Here is a 4960-nt window from a genome sequence, read left to right as displayed (position 1 = left end):
ACCAGCAGAGTTTACCGATCGCACGCTCCCTCAAAACCCCCCTAGAAGAGGGGAGCGCCCTGGGCGAATTGGGACTGGCTTACAGTAGCCTGGGAAACTATGCTAAAGCGATTGATTACCACCAGCAGAGTTTGGCAATTTTGCGTGAAATTGGCAGCAAGGGTGGGGAATGGAGGACTCTAAACTATCTAGGATATAGTCTCCTTAAATCTGGCAATCTCAGGGAAGCCGAAAACATCCTCCTGACTGGAATCAAGGTAGGGGAAACTCTACGGGAGAGATTGGGCAAGAATGATACCTTCAAGGTGTCAATCTTTGAGGGACAACGTTACACCTACAGCTTGCTGCAACAAGCCCTCATCGCTCAGAACAAAACCAACGAAGCCTTGGAAATTGCCGAGCGGGGTAGAGCGAGAGCCTTTGTGGAGTTATTAGCAAATCGCTTTACCCCATCAACTACTGAATCTACTATCGCTGCACCATCTCTCTCACAAATTCAACAAATTGCTAAGGAGCAAAACGCTACCCTTGTTGAGTATTCGATTATTAATGATGAATTTCAAGTTGGAGGTAAACTAAAAACTAAGGAATCAGAACTCTATATTTGGGTAATCAAACCCACAGGTGAAGTTACATTTCGTCGAGTTGACCTCAAACCTTTATGGCAGCAACAAAATACAACTCTTGAAAGTCTCGTTTCCGACAGTCGTAAATCTATTGGTGTCAGAGGACGGGGTTTAGGAGCCGTTGCCAGAGTCGATGAGGAAAGCCAAACCAACCGCTTACAGCAACTCTATCAACTCCTGATTAATCCCATTGCCGACCTCTTGCCCACTGACCCCAATGCTCGTGTCGTCTTCATTCCACAAAATACGCTGTTTCTTGTTCCCTTCCCAGCCTTGCTAGATGCCTCTAGTAAATACCTAATTGAAAAACACACCATTCTTACCGCTCCTGCCATTCAGGTACTAGAGTTTACCCATCAGCGACGGCGATACGTTCCAGGCGAAGCTAAGGATGTGCTGGTTGTAGGTAATCCGACTATGCCTCGTGTTTCACCTGCATTTGGTCAGCCGCCTCAACAACTGCCCAGCTTACCAGGGTCTCAACAGGAAGCGACTGAAATTGCAACTTTATTCAATACCCAAGCCATTACAGGAAACGGAGCAACAAAAGCCGCAGTTGTACAGAAAATGTCCCAGGCACGGGTGATTCATCTGGCAACTCACGGGTTATTGGATTACTTTAAGATATTTCTGGGCATACCCGGTGCGGGTGCTGTCGCCCTCGCGCCTTCAGGTCAAGATGACGGTCTACTGACAACTGAGGAAATCCTCAATCTGAAACTGAATGCGGAATTAGTCGTCCTGAGTGCTTGCGATACTGGTAACGGCAAAATTACTGGCGATGGCGTCATCGGGTTGTCTCGCTCTCTGATGACAGCCGGTGTACCCAGTGTGATTGTTTCCCTATGGTCGGTACCAGATGCGCCTACTGCCTTCTTAATGACTCAGTTTTATAAGAATCTTCAGCAGAACCCCGATAAAGCCCAAGCACTGCGAAGCGCAATGCTGACAACGATGAAACAACACCCCAACCCAAAAGACTGGGCTGCATTCACGCTCATTGGTGAAGCTGAGTGAGCATCTTTCACAAGAAACTGAACTAGAGGTTCAAGAATTCAGCAAGCATTGAGAGCGATCCACTGGTAAATTGGCAATGGCACTGCCTACGACAGCTGAGTCATGCTTAAGAAGAATAAACCGTTCCTGCTGCTAATAGGGGTCGCTGTTTTGCTAATCGGTGGCGGTGTAGCCGCTTACTGGCTGCTTGTGCAGCGAAAACCTGTTTTGGGAGATGCCCCACTGGGTTCCCAGTTAATTCCACAAGACGCCCTGTTAACCGCTTCAATTTCTACCGATTCAGCGACATGGCAGCAGTTGCAGCTGTATGGAACGCCTGAAACTCAAGCTGCTCTGGACAAAGAAATCACTCAACTGCGGGACAATCTTCTAACCGCCAACGGCTATAACTATGAACAAGATATCCGGCCTGGGTTGAGCAAAACGGTGGTGATTGCCTATCTAGAGTCTAGGGCACCCGTGCCGGGGGCAAATCAAGGGCGATTGCCCATAATCGGTAGGTCATTACTTCCTGATCTGATCGTGTTGCCGATGGAGAATCCCACTCAGGCACAGCAGGTGTTTGAAAAAACGAAGTCTCAGAAAGCCACGCAGTTTTTTGAACGAATCTACAAGGGGATTCAAATCCGAGAAACACACAAAAGTAACGCCCAGAATTATTCCATCACGTTGCTGGGTCGTTTTTTGGTCGTTACGAACAATCCCAGAATCACGGAACGGGTGATTGATACCTACAAAGGAGGTTCGTCGGTTGCCGCAACGCCAGGATATCTAGAAGAACTGCCTAAAATAAAGGCTTTAAAGCCTTTTGCTCAGTTATATTTAAACATGCCTGTGTTCTCTGCGGTACTCGCTGCCAACTCAGGGCGCGAACTCTCTCCGGAGAAAATCGCGGATTCTCAACAAATGCAGGGAGTGGCAGCAACCGTAACCCTAGAACCTCAGGGGATGCACTTTCAGGGCATTTCCTGGCTCAAGCCTAATAGCTCTCAAAAATACAAAGTCGAGAATGCAACGACGCGTTTACCCAGACGCCTACCAGGCGATACGCTATTGATGCTGGCTGGGGGGAATTTACGACAGTTATGGGAGGGCTATGCTCAAGGAACTCAATCCAATGCTCTCTTGCCGATTACACCCGAAAATCTGAATCCGCTTTTAAAGGCAACTTTAGGCTTCGATTTTGAGAACGATTTACTACCTTGGCTGGGAGACGAGTTTTCCCTGGCGCTAATCCCAGCGGATCAAGAGGCTTTGACACGGTCTGAAAACCAGCAATCTCCACCGTTGGGAGCGGGTGTTGTGTTGATGGTGGAGGCACGCGATCGCGCCCGTGCTGAAGCGACTCTCAAGCGACTCGATCAAGTGATGACAACTCGCTACGGGTTCCAGATTGAACAAACGAAGATTGGAGGGCAATCCGTTGTCAGCTGGATATCACCCTACGGCGGAGTAAGTGCCACTCACGGTTGGTTAGAGGGCCGCATAGTCTTCTTAACACTGGGTGCCCCCATTGCTAGTGCTATCCTACCTGAACCGCAAGTTTCTCTGATCCAAACTCCGCGATTTCAGCAAGCTGTACCCACCCAACCCAATCCCAATAATGGGCAGTTTTTCCTGGATGTTGAGCGCACGCTCAATAGCGGAAACTTGTCTATGTCCAAATGGCTTTCCCCAGATCAGAAACTTCTGGCTAAGGGGATTCGTGCGATCGGTTTCACTGGGGCAATTCACAATAAACGAAGTACCCGTTTTGACCTCTTCGTTCACATGAAAACCGCTGTAATCCCTAGCCCAACTCCTGTGCCTGAGAGCCCTTCTGAGATTCCAGGCAGTCCTGGGGTTCCTCAGCTTTCTCCACGCCGCCCCTCCGTGCCGCAGACACCCCCGACCCCTTCAGTTAGTCCCTCTGGGTTACAGACTCCTCAAATCTCTCCAAGTCAGCCTTCTGTACCCCAGACCCTTCAGAAGCCTGCCATCAGTCCCTCTGTATCGCAGACTCCTCAGACGCTGCCCAGCCAATCTCCCTAAAGGTTGACTCGAAAAAGCAGCAATTTATGAATCTCAAAGATAGCTTCGCTTTGTTCATGAGGAAATTCTGTAGAGCATCTCCAATATCACATTACCTCCCATGAGTCAACATAAAAGGTATAATTAAGTGTTTTAAGCGACAGGTTTTTGTAAGCTTGAGGGTGAAGGGAACCGATAGGATAGTATTGACGCGGCAAGAATTGAATCTTCAAAAACTGAGTAGAGAGAACACTTTATGGATCTGGTTGCACTCCAGAGCAAATTGGATAATAGTTCCTTCCTCGTCCTATTGGTGACGATGTTGATGTATTGGATAGGAGCGGCTTTTCCGACAATTCCGTATCTGTCAGCCTTATCAACAGCAGGAATGGCGATCGCTAACCTCTGCATTGCCGCTTTACTGGGTGCTAGATGGATAGAAGCTGGTTACTTTCCCTTGAGCAATCTTTATGAATCTCTGTTTTTCCTGACTTGGGGGATTACCACAATTCATCTGATTGCCGAAAACATGAGCCGTAGTCGATTGGTGGGTGTGGTTACAGCACCTGTGGCGATGAGCATCACGGCATTTGCGGCTCTATCACTCCCATCAGAAATGCAGCACTCGGAGCCTCTGGTTCCGGCTCTAAAATCCAATTGGTTAATGATGCACGTTAGTGTGATGATGCTCAGCTATGCAGCACTAATGGTGGGTTCACTTTTGGCGATCGCTTTTTTAGTTGTCACTCGCGGTCAAAATGTGGATCTTCGCGGCAGCTCTATCGGTACAGGTGGATATCGCACTAAGGATGATCAAGCGGCTCGACCCTCCTGGCAACTGCAACACAACAGCGAAGCAACGAAGGCACAACCCCCAACCATCGCTAGTAATTCTCCAACTCTAGCGAGTTACCCAGAAGGCAGTAGTACCAGGAATACAGCGGTTCTGGATTTAGCAACTACATCACCATCATCCCTCCCAGGAGTGCCTACCACCCCAATTCTCTCTCCTGTACGCCTGAGCCTTGCTGATACTCTTGACAACATTAGCTATCGCATCATAGGACTGGGATTTCCATTACTCACAATAGGGATTATTGCTGGAGCCGTTTGGGCCAATGAGGCATGGGGGTCTTATTGGAGTTGGGACCCGAAGGAAACTTGGGCATTAATTACCTGGTTGGTGTTTGCTGCCTATCTCCATGCTCGCATTACTCGTGGCTGGCAAGGGCGGCGACCAGCAATTTTAGCGTCAACAGGATTTATAGTAGTCTGGATTTGCTATCTTGGTGTGAATCTGCTGGGCA

The 4960-nt window shown here is 48.7% G+C and carries 3 protein-coding genes; all 3 read left to right on the top strand.

Annotated features, from left to right (window positions below):
- Positions 1-1643: CHAT domain-containing tetratricopeptide repeat protein (locus V6C93_RS21910; protein ID WP_333478801.1), on the top strand; the 1643-nt coding region annotated here is incomplete at its 5' end.
- A 102-nt stretch (positions 1644-1745) separates the two neighbouring features.
- Positions 1746-3674 carry a DUF3352 domain-containing protein gene (locus V6C93_RS21905; protein WP_333478800.1) on the top strand — a complete coding sequence of 643 codons (1929 nt, stop codon included), beginning with the start codon at positions 1746-1748 and terminating at the stop codon, positions 3672-3674.
- Positions 3675-3909: 235 nt separating this feature from the next.
- The coding region (gene ccsB / locus V6C93_RS21900) for a c-type cytochrome biogenesis protein CcsB (RefSeq protein WP_333478799.1) at positions 3910-4960 on the top strand (1051 nt) is incomplete at its 3' end.

Source organism: Allocoleopsis sp. (assembly GCF_036703385.1).
Classification (GTDB): Bacteria; Cyanobacteriota; Cyanobacteriia; order Cyanobacteriales; family Coleofasciculaceae; genus Allocoleopsis.
The sequence above is the reverse complement of the archived record's forward strand: the minus strand, read 5'-3'. Positions and strand labels throughout refer to the sequence as shown.